The 21,776-nt window shown below is 72.5% G+C and carries 17 protein-coding genes; 4 read left to right on the top strand and 13 right to left on the bottom strand.

What is annotated here, in order from left to right:
- Positions 1-144 precede the first annotated feature (144 nt).
- Both AB0K34_RS19655 and AB0K34_RS19650 read left to right on the top strand, forming a co-directional pair.
- Complete coding sequence (locus AB0K34_RS19655; RefSeq protein ID WP_364550134.1) at positions 145-1,317, top strand: sensor histidine kinase; 1,173 nt, start codon at positions 145-147, stop codon at positions 1,315-1,317.
- Complete coding sequence (locus AB0K34_RS19650) at positions 1,314-1,946, top strand: response regulator transcription factor (protein ID WP_138637242.1); 633 nt, start codon at positions 1,314-1,316, stop codon at positions 1,944-1,946. The genes AB0K34_RS19655 and AB0K34_RS19650 overlap by 4 nt, the downstream gene beginning before the upstream one ends.
- A gap of 24 nt (positions 1,947-1,970) precedes the next feature.
- Here the strand turns inward: AB0K34_RS19650 and AB0K34_RS19645 are convergent, their stop codons facing one another.
- The gene (locus tag AB0K34_RS19645) at positions 1,971-4,109 is read right to left on the bottom strand and encodes an MMPL family transporter (protein WP_364550132.1); all 2,139 of its coding nucleotides are present in this window, start codon (positions 4,107-4,109) and stop codon (positions 1,971-1,973) included.
- Between the two features lie 118 nt (positions 4,110-4,227).
- On the opposite strand from AB0K34_RS19645, the gene AB0K34_RS19640 reads away from it, so the two are divergent.
- Positions 4,228-4,815 (top strand): TetR/AcrR family transcriptional regulator, encoded by a 588-nt coding sequence (locus tag AB0K34_RS19640; RefSeq protein ID WP_301174870.1) that lies wholly within the window; start codon positions 4,228-4,230, stop codon positions 4,813-4,815.
- Here the strand turns inward: AB0K34_RS19640 and AB0K34_RS19635 are convergent.
- The 5 genes from AB0K34_RS19635 to AB0K34_RS19615 form a co-directional block, all read right to left on the bottom strand.
- Entirely contained in the window at positions 4,812-5,465 is a 654-nt protein-coding gene (locus AB0K34_RS19635; protein WP_301174871.1) for a response regulator transcription factor, read from the bottom strand. The two genes, AB0K34_RS19640 and AB0K34_RS19635, sit on opposite strands and share 4 nt — an antisense overlap.
- The gene (locus AB0K34_RS19630; protein WP_138637237.1) at positions 5,458-6,621 is read right to left on the bottom strand and encodes a sensor histidine kinase; all 1,164 of its coding nucleotides are present in this window, start codon (positions 6,619-6,621) and stop codon (positions 5,458-5,460) included. Before AB0K34_RS19630 ends, AB0K34_RS19635 begins: the two co-directional genes overlap by 8 nt.
- Positions 6,622-6,635: 14 nt before the next feature.
- Positions 6,636-7,376 (bottom strand): ABC transporter permease, encoded by a 741-nt coding sequence (locus AB0K34_RS19625; RefSeq protein ID WP_138637235.1) that lies wholly within the window; start codon positions 7,374-7,376, stop codon positions 6,636-6,638.
- 1 nt (position 7,377) lies between these two features.
- Positions 7,378-8,283 carry an ABC transporter ATP-binding protein gene (locus AB0K34_RS19620; RefSeq protein WP_171069052.1) on the bottom strand — a complete coding sequence of 302 codons (906 nt, stop codon included), beginning with the start codon at positions 8,281-8,283 and terminating at the stop codon, positions 7,378-7,380.
- A 118-nt stretch (positions 8,284-8,401) separates the two neighbouring features.
- On the bottom strand, positions 8,402-9,472 hold the full coding sequence (locus tag AB0K34_RS19615; RefSeq protein WP_364550129.1) for a tellurite resistance/C4-dicarboxylate transporter family protein: 1,071 nt from the start codon (positions 9,470-9,472) through the stop codon (positions 8,402-8,404).
- Between the two features lie 157 nt (positions 9,473-9,629).
- Between AB0K34_RS19615 and AB0K34_RS19610 the strand changes: the two genes are divergently transcribed.
- A complete protein-coding gene (locus tag AB0K34_RS19610) occupies positions 9,630-10,955 on the top strand; it encodes an RNA-guided endonuclease TnpB family protein (protein WP_364550155.1) in 1,326 nt (441 codons plus the stop codon).
- On the opposite strand, the gene narI is transcribed toward AB0K34_RS19610, so the two are convergent.
- From narI to AB0K34_RS19575, 7 genes are all read right to left on the bottom strand, one after another.
- Positions 10,865-11,620, bottom strand: coding sequence for a respiratory nitrate reductase subunit gamma (narI, locus tag AB0K34_RS19605; RefSeq protein ID WP_240807705.1), 756 nt, complete (start codon positions 11,618-11,620; stop codon positions 10,865-10,867). The genes AB0K34_RS19610 and narI overlap by 91 nt on opposite strands.
- On the bottom strand, positions 11,617-12,249 hold the full coding sequence (gene narJ / locus AB0K34_RS19600; RefSeq protein WP_240807703.1) for a nitrate reductase molybdenum cofactor assembly chaperone: 633 nt from the start codon (positions 12,247-12,249) through the stop codon (positions 11,617-11,619). The genes narI and narJ overlap by 4 nt, the downstream gene beginning before the upstream one ends.
- Entirely contained in the window at positions 12,246-13,877 is a 1,632-nt protein-coding gene (gene narH / locus AB0K34_RS19595; RefSeq protein ID WP_364550126.1) for a nitrate reductase subunit beta, read from the bottom strand. Before narH ends, narJ begins: the two co-directional genes overlap by 4 nt.
- Positions 13,877-17,581, bottom strand: a complete 3,705-nt coding sequence (locus AB0K34_RS19590) for a nitrate reductase subunit alpha (RefSeq protein ID WP_364550124.1) — start codon at positions 17,579-17,581, stop codon at positions 13,877-13,879. Before AB0K34_RS19590 ends, narH begins: the two co-directional genes overlap by 1 nt.
- A gap of 146 nt (positions 17,582-17,727) precedes the next feature.
- A complete protein-coding gene (locus AB0K34_RS19585; RefSeq protein WP_301174877.1) occupies positions 17,728-19,791 on the bottom strand; it encodes an MMPL family transporter in 2,064 nt (687 codons plus the stop codon).
- 75 nt (positions 19,792-19,866) lie between these two features.
- Complete coding sequence (locus AB0K34_RS19580) at positions 19,867-20,292, bottom strand: hypothetical protein (protein ID WP_301174878.1); 426 nt, start codon at positions 20,290-20,292, stop codon at positions 19,867-19,869.
- A gap of 173 nt (positions 20,293-20,465) precedes the next feature.
- On the bottom strand, positions 20,466-21,677 hold the full coding sequence (locus AB0K34_RS19575) for a hypothetical protein (protein WP_138637065.1): 1,212 nt from the start codon (positions 21,675-21,677) through the stop codon (positions 20,466-20,468).
- Positions 21,678-21,776 lie beyond the last annotated feature (99 nt).

Here is a 21,776-nt window from a genome sequence, read left to right as displayed (position 1 = left end):
TCGGTTCCAGTGCCTCCAGCCTCGCCGCGCGGGACGGGGCGGCACATCGTGCGGCGGCACCGCCGGGCCGCCTCCTTCCGGACGGCCGGAATCAACCTTTCGATCGATGTGACCTGGGGGTTCCTCGCTTACGCTGGGTGAGAAATGAGGAACGATCCGTTCTCCCCGGCGATGCGCCTGCTCGCCTGGGCCATGCACGGCACCTTCGCGGTCCTGCTCGCGATCGCCCTGGCGCGCAGCCTGCGGGACGGCCCGGTGCTGGCGGGCGGGCTCCTGCTGGGCGCCGTGTACGCGGGCGGGATCGTCCAGAGCACGCGGCACCGTCCCCGGCTCGGGCCGGCGCGGGCGTGGCTCGCGGTGCTCACCGCCGGGTGGGCGGCGCTGGCGCTCGCGTCCCCCGCCTTCGTGTGGCTGGCCTTCCCGCTGTTCTTCCTGTACGTCCACCTGCTGCGGCTCGCGTGGGCGCTGCCCGGCGTGGTGCTGCTGACGGCCGCCGCGATCGGCGCGGTCGCCTGGCACGGCGACGGGGTCACGCTCGCGGAGGTCGTCGGGCCGAGCGTCGGAGCGGCCGTCGCGACCCTGATGGCGCTCGCCTACCAGGCGCTCTACCGGGAGAGCGAGGAGCGCCGGCTGCTGATCGACGACCTCGTGCGGACCCGGGAGCGGCTCGTCCGGGCGGAGTCGGACGCGGCGCGGCTCACCGAGCGGGAGCGGCTGGCACGGGAGATCCACGACACGCTCGCGCAGGGCATGTCGAGCATCATCCTGCTGCTGCGCGCCGCGCAGCGCGACCTCGACTCCGACCGCGACACCGCCCGGGGACGGCTCGCCGAGGCCGAGGAGGCGGCGGCGGAGAACCTCGCGGAGGCCCGCAACTTCGTGCGGGAGCTGGCGCCGCCCGTGCTGGAGCGGTCGTCGCTCACCGACGCGCTCCGCCGGATCACCGAGTCGGCGGCGGCGCGGTCGGCGTCCCGGATGCGGTTCGAGACGTCCGGCGAGCCGCTGGAGCTGCCCACCGAGTACGAGGTGGCGCTGGTCCGCATCGCGCAGGGCGCGCTCGGCAACGCCGCGCAGCACTCCGGCGCCGGCAACGTCGGCGTCACGCTGACCTACCTCGACGACATGGTGGTGCTGGACGTCTACGACGACGGCCGCGGCTTCGACCCGGCGGCGCCGGTCGACGGCTACGGCCTGCGGGCCATGCGGGAGCGGGCCCGCGCGCTCGGCGGCACGCTGGAGGTCGAGTCCGCGAAGGACGAGGGCACCGCCGTCGTGGCGACCCTCCCGGTACCGGCCGGCGACGGGGGCGGCACATGAGCCCGATCAGGATCCTGCTGGTGGACGACCACCCGGTGGTGCGCTCCGGCATCCGCGCGATGCTCGCCGACCAGCCCGACTTCGAGCTGGTCGGCGAGGCGGCGACGGGCGAGGAGGGCGTCGCGGAGGCGCGGCGGCTGAAGCCGTCGGTCGTCCTGATGGACCTGCGGCTCGGCGCGGGCATCCACGGCGGCGAGGCCACCCGGCGCATCACCGCCGGGCCGGACGCGCCGCGCGTCCTCGTGCTGACCACGTTCGACACCGACTCCGACATCCTCGCCGCGATCGAGGCGGGCGCCACCGGCTACCTGCTCAAGGACGCCCCGCCGGACCGGCTGTTCGCCGCGATCCGGTCGGCCGCCGCCGGGGACAGCGCGCTCGCGCCGAGCGTCGCGTCCCGGCTGCTCGGCCGCATGCGGACCCCGGCGGCCACCCTCACCGCGCGGGAGCTGGACGTCCTCGGCCTGGTCGCCGAGGGATTGTCGAACCGGCAGATCAGCAAGCGGCTGTTCCTCAGCGAGACGACGATCAAGACGCATCTGGTGCACATCTACGCCAAGCTCGGCGTCGACTCCCGCACCGCGGCGGTCGCCGCCGCGACCCGCCGCGGGCTGATCCGCCCGTCCTGATCCCTCCCGATCAGCCCCTCCCGATCAGCCCCGGACGGCGGGGCGGCGCGGCCACAGCGCCCGGTCGCCGAGCAGCCGCACGATCGCCGGGACCAGCAGCGGCCGGACGACGAACGTGTCCAGCAGGATGCCGATCGCCATCGCCATGCCGAACTGGTACAGCTCGCGGATCGGCTGCGTCATCAGCACCGCGAACGTCCCGGCGAGGATCAGCCCGGCCGAGGACACCACGCCGCCCGTGCGGGTGATCGCGGCGCGCAGCGCCTCCACCGGAGGCTTGTGCGCCGCCTCCTGCCGGTACCGGCTCATGATGAAGATGTTGTAGTCGACGCCGAGCGACACCAGGAAGATGAACACGTAGGCGGTGACCCGGTTGCCGATGCCGAGGTCCCCGCCCAGCCAGACGGTGATCGCGACGGTCAGGCCGAGCGTGGCCAGGAACGACAGGACGAGCGTGGCGAGCAGGTACAGCGGCGCGAGCACCGACCGCAGCAGCCCGGCCAGCACCGCCCCGACGATCAGCAGCACCAGCGGGACGAGGACGAGCATGTCCCGGTCGAGCGCCGACTTGATGTCGGCGGTCTCGGCGGTGGGCCCGGCCACGAGCACCCGGGCCTGGGCGATCCCGGCGTCCCGCGCGGCCGTGGCTGCGGCGGCCCGGAGCGGGTCGACGGCGTCCATCGCGGCGGGCGAGTAGGGGTTGTCCTTCAGGACGACGGTGATCCGCGCGGCCCCGCCGCCGGGCGCGATGTCGCGGGACGGGTCGAACGCCGTCCGCGCCGCCCGCGGGGCGATCTTCGCCCGGACGGCCTCCGCCTGGCCTGGGGTGATGCCCGTGCCGCGCACGAGCAGCGTGGACGGCGCGATCTCCCCCGGGCCGAGGTCGCGGTCGATGATGCGCTGCCCGGCGGCCGAGTCGGTGCCGACCCGGAACCCGCTGACGAAGTCGAAGCTCTCCTTGTAGCCGGTCATGCCGAGGCAGAGCACGGCCAGCAGCACGAGGGTGGCCGCGAGGACGCGGCGCGGCGCGACGACGACCAGGTCCGCGGCGCGCCGCCAGACGCCTCCGCCGGCCGCGCGCCGGGCCATCGCCACCTCGGAGAACGGCCAGAACACCGCGCGTCCGAGCAGCAGGACGGCCGCCGGGATGAAGGTGAAGGCGACGACCGCCATCACCGCGACGCCGAGCGCCAGGTAGGGCCCGAAGCCGCGCAGCGCCGGGGACACCAGGGCCAGAAGCGCGAACATGGCGAGCACGATGGTGGACGCGCTGGCCAGCACCGACTCCGCCGTCCCGCGCAGCGCCGCCCGCATGGCGGCGAACCGGTCGGGGGCGTCGGCGAGCGCCTCCCGGTACCGGCTGGTGATGATCAGCGCGTAGTCGGTGCCGACCCCGAACAGCAGCACGGTCATGATCGACGCGGTCTGCGAGCTGACGGTGATGGCGCCCGCGTCGGCGAGCAGCGCGCCGAGCGTCTGGGTGACACGCATGGCCACGCCCACCGCGAGCAGCGGCACGAGGGCCAGCAGCGGCGACCGGTAGACCGCCAGCAGGATCACCAGGACGAGCAGGACGGTGCCGAGCAGCAGCACCTTGTCCCCGCTGGAGAAGACCTTCACGGTGTCGACGATGATCCCGGCGGGGCCGGTCACCGCGACCGTCGCCGCCGGGGCGGCGTCCTTGACGGCCGTCCGGAGACCGGCGACGGCGTCCTCGAACGCGTCACCGGTCGGGTCGCCGGTGACGGGGACGATCACGACGCGCGTCTTGCCGTCCGCCGAGGTAAGGCCGTCGCCGCCGGGGACGCAGTCGGTGCCGGGCTTCGTCCCGTCCTGGCCGCACACCGGGGAGACCGGCATGCCGAACCCCTCCCCCGCGGCCCCTGCGGCGCGGGTCACGGCGGCGGTGGCGGCCGGGCCGTCCTCGGCTTTCACGACCACGACGGCCGGGAGGGCGTCGCTGCCGGGGAAGGCCCGCTCCAGCTCCCGCTGCGCGACCGACGAGTCGCTGGCCGCCGGAGCGCTGTTCGCCGACGAGTTGTCCTGCACCGATTTCAGGTCGGGGGCCAGCCCGGCCAGGGCACCGGTCAGGACGATCCAGAGCGCGACCGTGAGGGCCGCCGAGCGTTTGGAGGCGAGCATCGCCCGCAGCAGAGCCGACATGGGCACCTTCATCATGGGGACGGGGAATTTTGGAAACAGGGTGTCGCTATAACTGCGGATACCATATCCGGGCCCGGTCGATGGGCCGTCCGGGGGTGGGGGAAGCGGAGGCGACGGGGTGCCGAAGATCAACGCGCCGACCGTCCGGGAGCACCGCAGCCGGATGGAGGCGGCGCTGGTCGACGCGGCCGAGGAGATCCTGCGCGAGGGCGCCGGGCTCACCGTGGGCGCGGTGGCGCGCCGGGTCGGCATCGCCCGGTCCAGCGTCTACAAGTACGTCGACACGGTCGACGAGCTGATCGAGGCCGTCGTCGCCCGCGACTTCCCGCGCTGGACCGAGGCCGTCCGGCGGGCGGTCGACGCGGCGCCCACCCCGGCGGAGCGGGTCCTCGCCTACGCCCGCGCCAACATCGCCGAGGGCTCCGGCGGCGACCACAAATGGCGCGTCGGCCTGGCCCGCGCGTCCCTCTCTCCCGAGGGCACGGCCCGCATCATGGCGCTGCACCGCGACCTGGAGGCCCTGCTCAGCGGGTCCGTCGAGGAGCTGGACGTCCGGCACCCCGACCTGCTGCAAAGCGCCGTCCAGTCGCTGGTCGACACCGCCGTCCGCGCCATCGACGCGGGCAAGGACCCCGCAGCCGTCACCGACTTCACCATCAGCGCGATCAAGGCCATCATCGACGGCCCTCCCGAGGAGCCCGGCTAGGGCAGCAGGTGCCTCTCGTAGGCGGTGGCCACGGCCGCCGCCCGGTCGTTGACGTCGAGCTTCGCGTAGATGTGCGTGAGGTGGGTCTTGACCGTGGCCTCACTGATGAACAGCTCGGAAGCGATCTCCCGGTTGCCGGTGCCGCGCGCCACCAGCCGCAGCACCTCCAGCTCGCGGGCGCTGAGCGAGCCGCCGCCGCGCGGGTCGCGCACCCGCGACACCAGCCGGGCCGCGATGGCCGGGGACAGCACGGTCCGGCCCTCGGCGGCGGCGCGGACGGCGTCGAACAGCTCGTCGCGCGGCGCGTCCTTCAGCAGGTAGCCGGTCGCGCCCGCCTCGATCGCCGGAATCGTGTCGGTGTCGGTGTCGTAGGTGGTGAGGACGAGCACCTTGCAGGGCAGCCCGCGCCGGGTGAGCTCGGAGATGGCCTCCACGCCGCCTCCGCCGGGCATCCGCAGATCCATGAGGACGACGTCGGGCCGGAGTTCCGCGGCGAGCGCCACGGCCTCGCGGCCGTCGGCGGCCTCGGCCAGCACCTCGAACCCGGGGGCGGCGGCGAACATGCCGCGCAGGCCGTCCCGCACGACCGGGTGGTCATCGACGATCAGCAGGCTGATGTCAGCGGTGTTCTCGGCGGCGGCGTCAGGCATGGCGGATCAAAGGTACGCGGGCGGACACGGCCGTGCCCCGGCCGGGCTCGGACTCGACCTCCAGGGTGCCGGCGACGCGTTCGGCGCGCTCGCGCATGGCGGTCAGCCCGAAGCCGCCGGACGGGCGGGCGGCGACGGCGAAGCCGCGGCCGTCGTCGCGGACGTCCAGGGTCACCTCGTCGTCCATGTAGGAGAGGGTCACGCCGACGCGTTCGGCGTGCGCGTGGCGGGCGGCGTTGGCGAGGGCCTCCTGGGCGATGCGCAGCAGCGCGGCCTCCAGCTCGTCGTGCAGCGGCTCGACCGTCCCGGTGACGGTGAACCGGGCCCGGCCCTCGGTGGCCTTCTTCAGCGCCTCGGGGAGCGTGCCGTGCTCCAGGTCGGCGGGCGCGAGGTCCTGCACGGACCGGCGGGCCTCGCGCAGGCTCGCGCGGGCGAGGTCGGTGGCGCGGCGGACGTGCTCGCTGTCCTCGGCGGCCTGGAGCTGGGTGATGATGCCCGCGAGGCCCTGCGCGATGGTGTCGTGGATCTCGGCGGCCAGCCGGCGGCGCTCGTCGCTGACGCCGGCCTCGCGGGCCTGGACGAGCAGCTGGGCCTGGAGGCCGGCGTTCTCGGCGAGGGCCTGCTCCAGCCGGGCGTTGGTCCGCTCGAGTTCGGCGATCGTCTCGTCCTGGACGCGGGTGCGCTCGGCCTCCCGGTCGGCGAGGGCGCCGAAGACGACGATCAGCCCGCTGTTCAGAACGAGGAGCCCGGCGAACCCGGCCGCCTGGCCGGGGCTCTGCGGCGGCAGCCCGCCCGACTGCGCGCCCGCCATGGTGACCGCCGTGACGAACGCCCCGGCCATGGCCCAGCGCCGGCTCAGGAAGTGCTGGGAGTCGAAGTACCCGAGCACGGCGTAGACGGAGAAGAACGGGTTCAGCCAGGACATGGCGAAGGCGAGGGCGGTCCGCGTCCAGAAGTAGACGGGCCCCGGGATCTTCCGCCCGGCGTGCAGGATCTGGAGCGCCAGCGCGGTGACCAGGAGGGCCGCCGCCGCCCGCTCCTCCGCCACCGACATGACCATGTCGCGGATGAGCAGGGCCAGGAAGGTCGCGAGCGGCAGCAGGGCGAACGGTCCCCAGCGATAGAACCGTTCCCATTGCTCCTGGATTGTCGCCATTGCCCCAGTTTTCCCTACTCCCAGCGGAACCAGCGAACGGCGGCGGCGATCAGGACGGCGGCCCACCCCGCGGTGACGCCCAGGTGCGCCCAGTCGGGCCAGCCGCCCTCGGCGGCCTGGTTGAGGGCCTGCGACGCGGCCCCGAACGGGAAGTACTCTACGACGTCCTGCAGCAGGTCGGGCATGGCCTGGACCGGCACCCACACCCCCGCGAGGAACATCGCCGGGAAGAACACGACCGACCCGACGACGGTGGTGGCCTTGGTGGTCGGCGTGACCGCCGTGACCGCCGCGCCCAGCGCGAGCGCGCTGAGGGCGCCGAGCAGCAGCGCCAGCAGGTAGCCGGGCACCTGGCCGGGCAGCGCCACGCCGAAGGCGATCCGGCCGACGGCGATGACCAGCAGCGCCGACCCCAGCGCGGCGGCGAAGTGCAGGACGATCTGCGCGGCCAGCAGCGAGCCCGGCCGCACCGGCGTGGTCGACATGCGGCGCAGGATGCCGCGCTCCCGGTACCCGGACAGGACGGGCGGCAGCGCCTGGATCCCCGCCATGATCAGCGCGAGCAGCACGTTGACCGGGACGTACAGGTCGATGACGCGGTTGCCGCCGAGGGAGGGGTCCGGCTCCCGGAACGACGGGATCAGCCCGAGGATCGTCAGCAGCACGGTCGGGAAGGCGACGATCCAGAACAGGCTGAACGGCTCGCGGGAGAAGAGCCGGGCTTCGGCCCTGAGGACGGCGGTGGACGCGGACACGTCAGTTCTCCTGCTCTGCGGTGAGTTCGAGGAAGGCGTCGTCCAGCGTGGAATCGGTGATCCGCAGCTGGTGGGCGGTGATCTGGCGGCGGGCGAGCAGCGAGATGACCGCGTTGACGGTCGCGTCGGTGCCGTGCACGGTGACGCGGCCGTCCCGCAGCTCGAAGGTCGTGGCCTCGGGCAGCCCGGTCAGCTCGCCGTCGTCGAGGGGACGGGACGGGGTGAAGGAGAGCACGGTGCCGCCGGCGCTGCGCCGGATCAGCCCGGCGGGGGTGTCGAGCGCCGCGAGGCGGCCCTGCTTGAACACCGCGATCCGGTCGCAGAGGCGCTGCGCCTCCTCCATGAAGTGGGTGACGAGCAGGACGGTGACGCCGGAGCCCCGGACGTCCTCGATCAGCTGCCAGGTGTCGCGGCGGGCGCGCGGGTCGAGGCCGGTGGTCAGCTCGTCCAGGACGACGATGCGGGGGCGGCCGATGAGGGCGAGGGCGATGAACAGGCGCTGCTTCTGGCCGCCGGACAGCTTGCCGAAGCGGCTGGCGAGCTTCCCGGTGATGCCGAGGCGCTCGGCGAGTTCGCGCCAGTCCGCCGGGTCCGGGTAGAAGGCGCTGTAGAGCTCCAGCGCCTCGCGCACGGTCAGCTTCTCCTGGAGTTCGCTCTCCTGGAGCTGGACGCCGAGGATCCGGGTCAGCTCGCCGCGCTCGGTGCGCGGGTCGAGCCCGGCGACGCGGACGGCGCCCGCGTCGGGCTCGCGCAGCCCCTCCAGGCACTCGACGGTCGTCGTCTTCCCGGCGCCGTTGGGGCCGAGGATCCCGAAGATCTCCCCTTCCTCGACGGCGAACGTGACGTCGTCCACCACGGGACGGCCGCCGTAGACCTTGCGCAGGCCGTTGACTTCGATGATCGGCATGCTTCGAGCATCCCGGCGGGCGCCGCCCGCGCACATCGCCCGGCCCGCTCGACCCGGCATCAACCGATCGGATGATGCCGGGCTACGACCTTCCCGAGGGCTGCGACTTCCCCGAGCGCTACGACTCGGCGGCCGCCGGTCGGGGCCAGACCAGCGTCCGGCCCAGGTGGACGATCATCGCGGCGAACGCGAGCGTCCACGCCGCGACCGCCACCCACATCTCGTGCCTGCCGATCCACTCGACCGCGGGCAGGTCGTCGGCGACGCCGAGGTACTGGCCCGCGACGCCGTACATGCCGAGGGGGAACACGATGCTCCACAGCGTCGCCTCGTACCGGAGCGGGACGCGGTGGACGGCGTGCCGCCACACCCCGGCCGCGACCAGCGGGACGATCAGCCAGCTGCCGAACGCCCAGAAGACGACGCTGGTCCCGGCGATCAGGCCGCGGGTGGCGTTCACCATCGGCGCGTCGGCCATCTCCACGATCCGGGCGCCGGCCACGACGGTGATGGCGGTGGCGCCCATGGCGACCCAGTAGGGCGGGGTCAGGTCCTTCGGGCGCAGCGGGTACATCAGCATCCGCGCGGCGACGAACACGCCCGCGGCGGCGTACAGGATCGCGCCGACCGACCAGGAGCAGACGGCGACGAGCGCGAGTTCGGAACGCACCGAGCTGACCGGCTCCAGCGCCGCCGCGAGCACCGCGACGGACTGGCTGGCGACCACCCAGATGAACCAGGTGCCGTTGGCGCCGGCGATGACGGGCCGGTCCTCGCGGCCGAGCACCGCCGTCCACGGCACGACGTAGCCGAGCACGATCCAGCCGATGCCGCCGACGGCGAGCAGCGCGAACGCGATGCCGTGCTCGCCCGTCCCGGCGATGCGGGTGCCGAGCACGTCGGTGCCCGCGACGAAGGTGAAGAACCCGAAGCCGCGGGCCGGGTCCGTGAAGTCGGCGCGCAGCTCGGCTCGGTACGCGACGGCCCGCCACGCGGTCGCCGCGACGAGCACGGCATAGCACGCGATGGCCAGCCACATCAGCGCGTGGGAGAGCGTCTCCAGCCCGTTGGTATGGACGCCGATCGAGACGATCCCGGTCCCCATCACCAGCGCGAAGTACCCCGGATTGAGACTCGCCACCGCCTGCTCGACCGCGCCACGCCGTTCCCCCGTGCGCTCGCTGATCACCAATCCTCCGAAGGCCACCCCCGGCGCTTTGGGCCAGGTGGGATTCGTAGTCTCTCAGCTCAGGTCCGAAGGGGTCGGGACAGTCCGGCATCGACTTTCGTCGACGCACGGCCGCATTCTCCGTACATCCACGTTCACTTTCTGTAATGTGCCGGTCATGCGGACGGCGTACAAGTGCCGGGCCTATCCCGATCCAGAGCAGGCGGCCATCCTCGGCCGCACGTTCGGCTGCGTCCGCCTGGTGTGGAACAAGGCCCTCGCCGAACGCCACCGCGCCTGGCGCTCCGAGGGCAGGCGCATCTCTTACAAGGAGGCCGACGCCGCGCTGACGGCGTGGAAGAAGACTGAAGAGTTGGCGTTCCTGTCCGAGGTGTCCTACGCGCCGCTGCAACAGGTGCTGCGGCACCAGTACGCAGCGTTCGCAGCGTTCTTCGCCGGCCGCGCCCGCCATCCCCGCTTCAAGAACCGTGCCTCCCGCCAGACCGCGCACTACACCCGTTCGGCGTTCCGTATCAAGGACGGCGAGTTGTGGCTGGCCAAGACCACCGCGCCGCTGCCACTGGTGTGGTCCTTCGACGAGGTGGACCTGGCCGCACTGAACCCGACGAGGGTGGTGGTCTCGCGGGACCCGGACGGCCGCTGGTATGTGACCTTCGCCGTTGACACCGACGTCCCCGCGCCCATGCCCGCCATCGGCCACGCCATCGGAATCGACCTCGGCGTGAAGGACTTCGCGGTGACGAGTGACGGCGACCGCATCGCCAACCCCCGCCACCTGGAGAAGAAGCAGCGCAGTCTGGCTCGGTACCAGCGGCGTATGAACCGCAAGCAGCCCGGCAGCAACAACCGGCACAAGGCCAGAACCAAGTTCGCCCGAGCCTCTCGCAAGGTCCGCGATGCCCGTGCCGACTTCCTGCATCGCACCAGCTCGAACCTCGTCCGCCGGGCGGACGTGATCGTGATCGAAGACCTCGCGGTCGCCAACATGATGCGCAACCACAGGCTGGCCCGCGCCATCTCCGACTGCGGATGGGGCGAGTTCCGCCGCCAACTCGAGTACAAGGCCGGACGCGCCGGGCGCGTCCTGGTGGTGATCGACCGCTGGTTCCCCTCGTCCAAGACCTGCTCGGCGTGCGGGCACCTGCTGGAAACCCTGAGTCTTTCCACCCGGCACTGGACGTGTCCGGGCTGCCGCACCCGGCATGACCGGGACATCAACGCGGCCAAGAACATCGTTGCGGCTGGTCGAGCCGTAGCCGGGCAGGCGCCCGGCGAGGTCTGTGGAGCTGACGTCGGACGGCAGGGGATCTCCCCACCGCAGTCGGCACGGAAGCAGAAACGCCCGCGGCGCAAGCCGCGGGAATCCCCTCCTTGCGAGGGGAGGGAGTCAAATCAGTACGGTACGCCGATCTTGCGCCACTTCCGTCCTCCGGTCCCCGGTTCGGGCGGCGGGGCGGCGCGGCGGTCGCGGTACACGACGTAGGGCCGCCACAGGTACCACAGCGGGATGCTCCACGCGTGGACGAGCCGGCTGAACGGCCACACCGCGAAGATCATCCAGGCGGCGGTGGCGTGCACCTGGTACATGATCGGAGCGGCGCCGATCGCGCGGTGGTCCGGGGAGCCGGCGAACAGGCTGCGGAACCACGGGGACACCGTGTTGCGGTAGTCGTAGCCGCCCCCGAACTGCTGCACGCCGAGCGTCAGGTAGATGCCGAGGACGCTGATGATGCCGAGCAGGATCAGCGCGAGGTAGTCGACCGCGCTGGTCGTCGCCCGGACGCGCGGCACCCCCATCCGGCGGAAGATCAGGATTCCGGCGCCGACGAGCACGCCGATCGCCGCGACCGACCCGGCGATGCCGGAGAACAGCGTGTAGGCGCGCTCGGGGATGCCGAGCCACTCGGTGAACGACTTCGGGACGAGGATGCCGATGACGTGGCCCGCGATGGCGGCGAACGTGGCGTAGTGGAACAGCGGCGCGCCCCATTTGAGGAGGCGGCGCTCCTGCAGCTGGGTGGAGCGGCTCGTCCAGCCGAACTGGTCGTAGCGCCACCGCCAGATGTGCCCCACCACGAAGACGATCATCGCCGCGTAGGGCAGGATCACCCACCACCACAGGTCGCCGCTGGTCATCGCGTCGGTCATCGCCGAGCCCCCGCTCCGGTTCCGTCCAGGTACTCCGGCGGGGCGAACGGCGCGAGCCCCACCTCCTCCTCGGGGGGACCCTGCTCCCGCGCCCGCCGGACGAGCGCGAGGTCGCGGCGGCCGGGGCGCGGCAGCCGCGCGCACACCGCCTCGACGAGGTCGGCGTAGGGGGTGCCCGCGTCGTGCAGGGCGGTGCGCAGCAGTTCCAGGTCGGCGCGGTGCCGGCGGAGCAGCTTCTCGCCGTCCGGGGCGAGCGCCGCGAAGTCGAGGACGAGCGGCAGGTAGTCCGGCAGCTCGTCGTCGGACGGCGCGAACCCCGCGACCCGGTAGGCGGTCTTGAACGCCAGCAGCGCCATCCCGCGCTTGCGGGTGTCGCCGTGCCGGGCGTAGGTGAGGTAGAGCGCGCAGCGGCGCCGCAGGTCGAACGTCTCGACGTAGTGCTGCGCGACCTCGGTCGGCTCGGTGGCGCGCAGCCAGCCGAGGAACCGCGCGAACGCCTCGCGGGACGCCTTCGGCCGGGTCTCGGACGCGGCGGCGTCGAGCCGGTCGAGGCCCTCGAACAGCGCCATGGTCGGGTACTGGAGCAGCACTGAGGCGAGTTTGTACGCCTGGCCCGCCTTCTCGCTCACCGGGCGTCCCCTTCCGGGAAGAGGTGGGGAGCGTCGCCGCGGCCGTCCCAGCCGAGCAGGTTGAAGTGCGTCCTGCCGTCATCCGCCCGGAACGTGCTCGCGCCGCCGCGCACCTCGCCCGGGTGGAAGCTCTCGACGCTCGCCTGCGGCCCGTGCCCGCCCATGCCGGGGCCGCCGTCGCCGTCGAGGCTGCAGAACAGCTGCTCGTGCTGGGCCATGAGCCGTCCGGCGTCCTCGGCGTGCGCCTTCGGGATGACGTAGCGGTCCTCGTACTTGGCGATGGCGAGGAGGCGGTACAGGTCGTCCAGCTCGTCGGGGGTGGACCCGACGGACGCGGGCAGGTCCTCGGCGAGGTCGAGCCCGAGCTGCCCGGCGCGCTGCACGGTGCGGACGGCGGCGAGCTTGCGCAGCACGTTCCGGACGGTCCCCGTCTCCCCCGCCGTGAACAGGTTGGCGAGGTACTCGATGGGGATGCGCAGCTCGTCGATGGTGGCGAACACCCGGTCGGGGTCGGCGTCGCCGTACCCGGCGGAGTGCGCGACGTCGGCGACCGGGGACAGCGGCGGGATGTACCAGACCATCGGCAGCGTCCGGTACTCCGGATGCAGTGGCAGCGCCACCCGGTGCCGGACGGCCAGCGCGTAGACCGGGGAGCGCCGCGCGGCGTCGATCCAGTCGGCGGGGATGCCCGCCTCGGCCGCCGCCCTCCGCACCTCAGGGTCGGACGGGTCGAGGAACACCGACAGCTGCGCCTCGTACAGGTCCTGCTCGTCCGGCGTCGCCGCGGCCTCGGTGACCTTGTCGGCGTCGTACAGGAACAGCCCGAGGTAGCGGAGCCGCCCGACGCAGGTCTCGGCGCAGATGGTGGGCTGCCCGCCCTCGATGCGCGGGAAGCACAGCGTGCACTTCTCCGCCTTGCCGGTGCGGTGGTTGAAGTAGACCTTCTTGTACGGGCAGCCGGACACGCAGAACCGCCAGCCCCGGCACCGGTCCTGGTCGACGAGGACGATGCCGTCCTCCGCCCGCTTGTACATCGCGCCGGACGGGCAGGACGCCACGCAGGACGGGTTGAGGCAGTGCTCGCAGATGCGCGGCAGGTAGAACATGAAGACCTGCTCGAACTCCATCCGGACCCGGTCCTCGATGCCGGCGAGGTCGGGGTCGGCGAGGGCGTGCTCGGGGGCGCCGGCGAGGTCGTCGTCCCAGTTGCTGCCCCAGCGCGGCGACATGTCGCGGCCGGTGAGCGCGGAGATGGAGTGCGCGCTCGGGTTCTGCGTGCCGAGCGGGGCGTCGATCACCGTCTGGTAGTCGTACGTCCACGGGTCGCCGTAGTCGTCGATCGTCGGCAGGTCGGGGTTGTAGAAGATGGACAGCAGCCTGCGCAGCCGCCCGCCCGCCTTGAGCTGGAGCCGGCCCTTGCCGTCGAGCGTCCAGCCGCCCTTCCACTGGTGCTGGTCTTCGTAGCGGCGCGGGTAGCCGAGGCCGGGCTTGGTCTCGACGTTGTTGAAGTACACGTACTCGGTGCCGGGACGGTTGGTCCAGGTCTGCTTGCAGGTGACCGAGCAGGTGTGGCAGCCGATGCACTTGTCGAGGTTCATCACCATCGCGACCTGCGCCATGGGACGCATCAGAACCGCACCTCCTGGGACCTCCTGCGGATGACGGCGACCTCGTCGCGCTGGCTGCCGGTCGGGCCGTAGTAGTTGAACCCGTAGCTGAACTGGCCGTAGCCGCCGATCAGGTGCGTCGGCTTCACCACGAGCCGGGTGAGGGAGTTGTCGGAGCCGCCGTGCCAGCCGGAGATCTCCGATTTCGGGGTCATCAGGTGCCGGTCCATGGCGTGGTACATGAAGACCGTGCCGCGCGGCATCCGGTGGGTGACGACGGCCCGGCAGGCGACCACGCCGTTGCGGTTGTACGCCTCGATCCAGTCGTTGTCGCGCACGTCGATCGTCGCGGCGTCGGCGGGGCTCATCCAGATGACCGGTCCGCCCCGGAAAAGCCGCAGCATGTGCAGGTTGTCCTGGTACTCGGAGTGGATCGACCATTTGGAGTGCGGCGTGAGGTACCGGACGGTGACCTCGGGCCGGCCCTCGTCCCGCAGCCCCAGCTCGCCGGAGTAGTGGCGGGCGTAGGTGAGCGGCGGCCGGTACGTCGGCAGCGCCTCGCCGTACTCGTGGATCCAGTCGTGGTCGAGGAAGAAGTGCATGCGGCCGGTCAGCGTGTGCCAGGGCTTCTTGCGCTCGACGTTGACGGTGAACGGCGAGTACCGGCGTCCGCCCGACTCGATGCCGGACCACTCCGGGCTGGCGAAGACCGGGCGCGGCTGCACCACCGTGTCGCTGAACGAGATGCGCTCCCCGGCGCGCTCCTCGCCGAGGTCGGCGAGGGCGACGCCCGTCCGTTTCTCCAGGTCGCGCCAGCCCTGCATGGCGACGTGCCCGTTCGTGGTGCCCGACAGCGCGAGGATCGCCTCGGCCATGTGCAGGTCCAGCGCCAGGGAGGGACGCCCGTCGGCCACACCGCCGCGCACGACGCCGTTCGTCTCGCGCAGGTAGGCGACCGCCTCCGACGGCACCAGCGAGACGCCCTTGGTGGACGTGCCGAGCGTCTCGACGAGCGGGCCGAGCGCGGCCATCTTCTCCGCCACCGCCGCGTAGTCGCGTTCGATCGTCACCAGGCGCGGCATGCTCACCCCGGGGACGGGCTCGCACTCGCCCGCCTTCCAGTCGAGGACGCGCCCGCCCGGCTGCGCGGTCTCGTCCGCGCTGTCGTGCATCAGCGGCACCGGGACCACGTCGGTGCGGGTGCCGAGGCGCCCGGCGGCGAGCCGGGAGAACTCCTCGGCGATGAGCCGGAACGCGTCGAAGTCGGTGCGCGACTCCCACGGCGGCGCGATCGCCGGGTTGAACGAGTGCACGAACGGGTGCATGTCGGTGCTGGACAGGTCGTGCTTCTCGTACCAGGTGGCCGCCGGGAGCACGACGTCCGCGTACGTGCACGAGCTCGTCATCCGGAAGTCGATGGTGGTGAGCAGGTCGAGCTTGCCGCGCGGCGCCTCGTCCCGCCAGGCCACCTCGGCGGGGCGCAGGCCGGGCGGCGACTCCTCGGCCCGGACGGCGTCGTCCGTGCCGAGCAGGTGCCGCATGAAGTACTCCATGCCCTTGCCGGACGAGCCGAGGACGTTCGCCCGCCAGATCGTCATCACGCGGGGCCAGTTCTGCGGCGCGTCGGGGTCCTCGCAGGCGAACTTCAACCGGCCGGCCTTCAGCTCGTCGACCACGTGCTCCGCGACGGGACGTCCCGCCGCCGCGGCCTCGTCGGCGATGTCGAGCGGGTTGCGGTCGAACCCCGGATGCGACGGCGTCCAGCCGAGCCGGGACGCCTGCGCGACGCAGTCGGCGAACGTCCGGCCCCGGAACAGCCCCCGGCTCAGCGGACCGGACATCTCCCCCGGCCCGAACGTCTCGTACCGCCACTGGTCGGTGTGCAGGTAGAAGAACGACGTGCCGGTCATGTGCCGGGTCGGGCGCTGCCAGTCCAGCGCGAACGCCGCCTGCTGCCAGCCGGTCAGCGGCCGCACCTTCTCCTGCCCGACGTAGTGCGCCCAGCCGCCGCCGTTCACGCCCTGGCAGCCGCACAGCATCGTCAGCGTGAAGAACGCCCGGTAGATCTGGTCGGAGTGGTACCAGTGGTTCGTCCCGCCGCCCATGCAGATCATCGACCGGCCCCGCGACAGCTCGGCGTTGCGCGCGAACTCCCGCGCCACCCTGGCCGCCGCCGCGGCCGGGACGGACGTGACCTCCTCCTGCCACGCGGGCGTGTACGGGTGCGCGGCGTCGCCGTAGCCGTCCGGCCACTCGCCGGGGAGCCCGTCGCGCGGCACCGCGTACTGCGCCATCAGGAGGTCGAACACCGTCGTGACCAGCCGCCCGCCGACCCGCGCCACCGGGACCCCGCGCCGGACGACCGTCCCGCCCTCGGTCTCGCCGGTGTCGAAGCGCGGCAGGTCGACCGGCCGCGCGTCCTCGTGCCGCCCGTACAGGGTCAGGACCGGATCGACGTCGCCCAGGTCCAGGTTCCAGCGGCCCTGCCCGGACTCGGTGTACCGGAAGCCGAGCGTCCCGTTCGGCGCCACCGGCTCTCCGGTGCGCGCGTCAAGGAGGACGGGCTTGTGCGCGGCGCCCTCACCGGCGTCTCCCAGCTCGCCGGCGGTGAGGAACTTGCCCGGACGGACGGCGTCCCCGTGCTCCTCCAGCGTCACCAGGAACGGCAGGTCGGTGTAGGTCTTCACGTACTCGGTGAAGTACGGCACCTGCCGGTCGCGGAAGAACTCGGTGAGCACCACGTGGCCCATCGCCATCGCCAGCGCGCCGTCCGTGCCGGGCGCCGCCGCGAGCCAGTCGTCCGCGAACTTGGTGTGGTCGGAGAAGTCCGGCGAGACGACCACGACCTTCTGCCCCCGGTACCGGGCCTCGGTCATGAAGTGCGCGTCGGGCGTCCGGGTGATCGGCAGGTTCGTGCCCCAGATGACGAGGTAGGACGCGTTCCACCAGTCGCCGGACTCGGGGACGTCGGTCTGGTCCCCGTACACCTGCGGCGACGCGATCGGCAGGTCGGCGTACCAGTCGTAGAACGACAGCACCGTCCCGCCGATCATGGACAGGAACCGGGTGCCGGCCGCGTACGACACCATCGACATCGCCGGGATCGGCGAGAACCCCACGACCCGGTCCGGCCCGTACTCCTTGATCGTGTGGACGTGGGCGGCGGCGATCAGCTCGGTGACCTCCGGCCACGACGACCGCACGAACCCGCCCTTGCCCCGCGCCCCCTTGTAGGCGGCCGTCCGCTCCGGGTCGCCGGTGATCTCCGCCCAGGCGGCCACGGGGTCGCTCGTCCGCCGCCGCGCCTCCCGCCACAGCGCGAGCAGCGGCCCGCGCACGTACGGGTACCGCACCCGCGACGGCGAGTAGGTGTACCAGGAGAACGCGGCCCCGCGCGGGCAGCCGCGCGGCTCGTACTCCGGCGAGTCGGGCCCGACCGACGGATAGTCGGTCTCCTGGGTCTCCCACGTGATGATGCCGTCCTTGACGTACACCTTCCACGAGCACGACCCCGTGCAGTTCACGCCGTGCGTGGACCGCACCTCCTTGTCGTGCCGCCACCGCTCCCGGTAGAACTCCTCGGCGCCGCGCCCGCCCTCCCGGTGCACCTCCCGGTAGTCCGCGGACGGCGTCCCCGGCACGAAGAACTGCGCGCCCCGCAGGAGCCCCTCGACCGGCTCGCCCTTGGGCAGCAAGGGCGCAAGCAACCTGCGGTCCGATGACATGCCGACCACCTCGCCTCGCGGCCCCTGGAGTGCGTGCGCGATCACGCCTACCCGCGCCCGCCTCGTCCCCAACCGCCGGGCCGCCCCCTATACCGAACCTCGACGCAAACATGCCCCGGTGGGTACGCGACGGTCGCGGGCGCCCGTCAGGGGCGCCACCGGTACAGGGCGCCCGGCCACCACGCGTACGGGCCCGCGTCGCGGACGAGGGCCGGCACCAGCAGCGACCGGACGACGAGCGTGTCCATCAGCACGCCGAACGCGACGATGAACGCGATCTGCACGAGGAACGCCAGCGGGATCACGACGAGGGCGGCGAAGGTGGCGGCCAGGACCACGCCCGCCGAGGTGATGACGCCGCCGGTCACAGTGAGGCCGCGCAGGACGCCGTCGCGCGGCCCGTGCTTCAGCGACTCCTCGCGCGCGCGGGTCATCAGGAAGATGTTGTAGTCGACGCCGAGCGCGACGAGGAACACGAACCCGTAGAGCGGCACCGACGGGTCGGTGGCGGTGAAGCCGAGCAGGTGCTGGAAGACCAGCGCGGCGATGCCGAGGGTCGCCAGGTAGTTGAGCGCGACCGTCGCGACCAGCAGCAGCGGCATCGCGAGGGAGCGCAGCAGCAGCACCAGGATCACCACGATGATGGCGAGGACGACCGGCAGGATGACGGTGCGGTCGCGCTCGGCGGCGGCGAGGGTGTCGGCCTGCTGCGCGGTGTAGCCGCCGACGATGGCGTCCGCGCCGGGCACCGCGTGCAGGCCGTCCCGGAGGCGTCCGACGGCGTCGCGGGCGGCGGCCGTGTCGGCGGCGGCCGTGAGCGTGACGTCCACGAGGGCGCGGCCGTCCACGACGAGCGGTGCCCCGCCCTGGGTGCGCGGCATGACGTTCGAGACGCCCTCCGTCCGGTCCGCCGTGCGGACGACCTGCGGCAGCGCCCCGGCATTGGTGAGGACGACCGCCGGATTGCCCGCCCCGCCCGGGTAGTGCGCGTTGAGGACGTCCTGCGCCGTGACCGACGGCGCCTCGCCGACGAACGTCTCGCTCAGCGGCACCCCTTCCGTGCGCAGCGTCGGCATGAACGCGGCGAACGCGATCAGCACGAGCAGGGAGGCGGCCCACACGCGGCGCGGGTGTCGGGCCAGCAGGCGCGCGATCCGCTCCCACACCGGGTGCCCGGTCCCGCGGGCGCGGTCGGGGTGCGGGCGGGCGGGCCAGTAGACCGACCGTCCCAGCAGGACCAGCACGGCGGGCAGGAAGGTGAGCGCGCTCAGCAGCGCGCAGGCGATGCCGATGGCGCCGACCGGTCCCAGCGCCCGGTTGTTCGACAGGTCGCTGAGCAGCAGGGCGATGAGCCCGAGGGCCACCGTGCAGCCGCTGGCGGCGATGGCGCCGGCGGAGCGGCGCCACGCGGCCAGCATCGCGTCGGCCCGGTCGTGGCCGCTGGCGAGCTCCTCGCGGAACCGGGCCGACAGCAGCAGCGCGTAGTCGGTGCAGGCGCCGATGACGAGGATCGACAGGATGCCCTGCACCTGGCCGTCCACCGTCACCGTGCCGCGTTTCGCCAGGTAGTAGACGATCCCGCTGGCCAGCCCGAGGGCGAACACCGAACCGAAGATGATCAGGAAGGGCAGCAGGACGCTGCGGTAGACCAGCAGCAGGATCAGCAGGACGACGATGACGGCCACCCCGATGAGCAGGGTGTCGATGCCGGAGAACGCGTCCGCGAGGTCGGCCTGGGTGGCGGCGGGCCCGGCGACGTAGGCGCGGCTGCCCGGGACCTGCGCGGCGGTGCCGCGGATGCGGTCGATGGTGTCGACGCTGTGCTCGCCGACATCGGACTCGACCTGGACGACGCCGGTCAGCGCCGCCCCGTCCTCCGACGGCACCACCGGCGACGGCGCGCCCGTGACGAACGGGACGCCGCCCAGCGAGCCGAGCGCGCGCTGCGCCGCCGCGACCTGCTCGGGCGAGATCCTGCCGTCGTCGGCCGTCCACACGACGATGGCGGGGATGGTCCGGTCGTTCTCGAACGCGGCCTCCTCGTCGAGTACCCGCGTCGACTCGGCGCTCTGCGGCAGGAACGACGACTGCTCGTTGGTGGCGACCTGGCCGAGCTTGCCCGCGTACGGGCCGAGCGTGCCGCCGATCAGCAGCCAGACCAGCAGCAGCACCGCCGGCAGGACCCAGCGGACGGCACGCGATGCGGACATGATCGCGTCCCTTCCCCGGAGGGTACGGCGAAACATGGTCCCCGCCGGGCCGCCGCCCCCGGCCGGGCGCGCCGGTCAGGCGCCGCCCGCGGGGGCGGGGGCGGTCGGCCACACGAAGGCGTGCGTGTACCAGGCGGCCGAGCCGCCGCGGCCGAGCCGCCTGCCGTAGGTGACCGCGATCGCGGCGAGATGCGCTCCGGGGCCGGACCGGTCGGCGGCGGAGTCGTGGATCTCACCCAGCAGCAGCCGGGCCGGCTGGTGCAGCTCCAGCCGCAGGACGAGCGGGCCGCGGCAGCGGGTCGCGGCCCGCGCGACGACGTCCTGGACCAGCGGCGCCACGCGGTCGCTGAGGCTCCCCGCAGCCGGGCCGAGACCCCACGACTGCAGCGCGCCCCGGACGATGCCCCGGACGTTGCCCGCCGCGGTCCGCCCGCCCGGCAGCTGCCAGCGGCCGATGTGCAGCGCCGGCTCCGGAATGGCGGGCGCGGGAACGGTGCTCATGTGCCTCTCCGATCATGAACATGCTCCAGGCCGGTGACCCTCCCGGCCGATGGGCCCGGGCCGGAACACGGGTCGTTGCGTCATGTGCCCGGTCTGCCGGCGCCCATGCGCCAGAGTACGGCCGTTCCCGCGGCCAGGGGCGGTCAGGGTGGATCGGAGTTGGTCAGGCGCGGTCAGGGACGCGGAGCGGGCTTGTCGCGGAGCCGCTGGACGGGGTGCGGGCCCTCGGTCTCCAGCCGGTACTCGTCGCCGAACTTGTCGCGGTGCTCGTCGATGACGCGCTCCTGCGCGCCCCGCTCGGCGTTGATCCTGTCCTGGTACGCCTCGAACCGCTGGTGCGCCTCCTGGACGAAGCCGGTGCCGAGCGTCGTCCAGTCGATCTGGGTGGCGAGCAGTTCGCGGACCAGCTCCTTGTTCGGCTCGAACGTGACCGGCTCGGGCAGCGCCGGCGCCAGCACCGACTCGGGGTCGCGGCCGTCGTGGCGGCGCATCAGGTCGCACGCGATCCGCAGGTGCTCCAGCTCCATGTTCAGGTGGAGCTCCCAGATGTTCTTGATCCGCGGGTCGGTCTCGGTCTGCATGAAGGAGTAGTACAGGTAGCACTCGTTGTACTCGTGGTTGACGAGGCGCTCCCACCACGTCTCGCCCGGGTCGACCAGCGACTCGTAGTGCGTGACGTGCTCCTCCTCCACCAGCCCGATCTCCTGGTAGAGCTGCCGGGCGATCGGCTCCATGTAGAGCGGGCCCATGTTCATGTAGAAGTTCATCGTCTGCTGCTCGGCCGACATGATGGTCAGCGCGTGCAGTTTGGAGATCGGCGCGGCGGCCTCGCGGTCGTAGGGCTGCCGGACGTTGTCGACCGGGTCGCGGTGCTGCTGGTAGCCGGGCCGTCCCGGCATGACCTCGGTGAGCTGGTCGATGACCTTCTCGGCCTTGCGGTGCTCGATGATCTCGTACAGGTTCGCGTACCGGTACAGGTGGTCGAAGTCCTCCAGCAGCCCGAAGTTGTACGACTGCTTGAGGTAGGGGTCGGGCTCCATGCGGGCGACCCAGCCGGTCAGGTCGACGGCGACCTGCTCGTAGGACAGGGTCGTCTCCAGCACCGACGCCTGGCCGGGCAGCAGCCAGTTGACGACCTTCTGCTGCTGCGCCTCGATGTAGCGGACGCTCGCGAGCTGCTGCTTGACCTCGATGTCGGGGCAGACCCGGGCGAAGTGGTGGCTGAACATGATCGCCTCCACCTCGATGCCGTTCATCGTGATGATGCGGCACTTGGTGTAGGGATCGGACTCGTCGGGGTCGATCGGGGCGACGTCGAGCTGCGCCCAGTTGCGCAGCTGGTCGTCCAGCGGGATGCCGCGGTGTTCGAGCGGGTTGAAGGCCAAGGGGCTCACCTTTCCTGCGGATGCTTCGGATGGTCCGGCGGTCGGCCCCTACCCGCGCGATCCGGTTCCGCACGGCTCTCCCCGTCTCCCGACAATTCT

The sequence above is a fragment of the Actinomadura sp. NPDC049382 genome (genome assembly GCF_040677125.1).
Lineage (GTDB): Bacteria > Actinomycetota > Actinomycetes > Streptosporangiales > Streptosporangiaceae > Spirillospora > Spirillospora geliboluensis.
Note: the sequence above shows the minus strand (reverse complement) of the source record. Positions and strands in the feature narration are given on the sequence as shown.